This window comes from Enterococcus sp. LJL98 (assembly GCF_054871745.1).
The window spans coordinates 1-859 of record NZ_JBTXLU010000028.1 but is presented as its reverse complement, the minus strand read 5'-3'; the positions used below and the strand labels follow the sequence as shown (position 1 = coordinate 859).

At 49.6% G+C, this 859-nt stretch carries 8 tRNA genes and 1 rRNA gene; all 9 read left to right on the top strand.

Annotated features, from left to right (window positions below):
• Positions 1 to 10: 10 nt before the first annotated feature.
• The 9 genes from rrf to ACYSNO_RS12340 all read left to right on the top strand — a co-directional run bounded on the left by rrf (position 11) and on the right by ACYSNO_RS12340 (position 851).
• Positions 11 to 126, top strand: a 5S ribosomal RNA gene (gene rrf, locus ACYSNO_RS12380).
• Positions 127 to 150: 24 nt separating this feature from the next.
• Positions 151 to 223 (top strand) — tRNA-Val (locus ACYSNO_RS12375).
• Between the two features lie 5 nt (positions 224 to 228).
• Positions 229 to 301: transfer RNA gene (locus ACYSNO_RS12370), tRNA-Lys, on the top strand.
• 16 nt (positions 302 to 317) lie between these two features.
• A tRNA-Leu gene (locus tag ACYSNO_RS12365) sits at positions 318 to 399 on the top strand.
• Between the two features lie 10 nt (positions 400 to 409).
• Positions 410 to 482: transfer RNA gene (locus ACYSNO_RS12360), tRNA-Thr, on the top strand.
• An 18-nt stretch (positions 483 to 500) separates the two neighbouring features.
• A tRNA-Gly gene (locus ACYSNO_RS12355) sits at positions 501 to 572 on the top strand.
• Positions 573 to 587: 15 nt separating this feature from the next.
• Positions 588 to 673 (top strand) — tRNA-Leu (locus ACYSNO_RS12350).
• A 15-nt stretch (positions 674 to 688) separates the two neighbouring features.
• A tRNA-Arg gene (locus ACYSNO_RS12345) sits at positions 689 to 762 on the top strand.
• Between the two features lie 15 nt (positions 763 to 777).
• Positions 778 to 851: transfer RNA gene (locus ACYSNO_RS12340), tRNA-Pro, on the top strand.
• Positions 852 to 859: the final 8 nt, after the last annotated feature.

Here is an 859-nt window from a genome sequence, read left to right as displayed (position 1 = left end):
AATTAAATAGTGTGGTGGCGATAGCGAGAAGGATACACCTGTACCCATGCCGAACACAGAAGTTAAGCTTCTTAGCGCCGATTGTAGTGAAGGGTTTCCCTTTGTGAGAGCAGGACGTCGCCACGCATTTAATTCTTTTTTTCTCATTATGGGGGTTTAGCTCAGCTGGGAGAGCATCTGCCTTACAAGCAGAGGGTCAGCGGTTCGAACCCGTTAACCCCCATTTATGAGTCGTTAGCTCAGTTGGTAGAGCATCTGACTTTTAATCAGAGGGTCACAGGTTCGAATCCTGTACGACTCATTTTATTGTTTCAAACGCGGGTGTGGCGGAATTGGCAGACGCACTAGACTTAGGATCTAGCGCCTTACGGCATGGGGGTTCAAGTCCCTTCACCCGCATGAGAGATACGCCGGCTTAGCTCAGTTGGTAGAGCATCTGATTTGTAATCAGAGGGTCGAGGGTTCAAGTCCTTTAGCCGGCATTTTCAATTAAAGTATTTGCGGAAATAGCTCAGTGGTAGAGCACCACCTTGCCAAGGTGGGGGTCGCGGGTTCGAACCCCGTTTTCCGCTTTAGCCAATTCTTATGCCGGGGTGGCGGAACTGGCAGACGCACAGGACTTAAAATCCTGCGATGAGTGATCATCGTGCCGGTTCGATTCCGGCCCTCGGCATTTTTAATCGGTATTGCACCCATAGCTCAATTGGATAGAGTACTTGACTACGAATCAAGCGGTTAGAGGTTCGACTCCTCTTGGGTGCATCGTTACATATTGTACGGGAAGTAGCTCAGCTTGGTAGAGCACTTGGTTTGGGACCAAGGGGTCGCAGGTTCGAATCCTGTCTTCCCGATAGTAAAT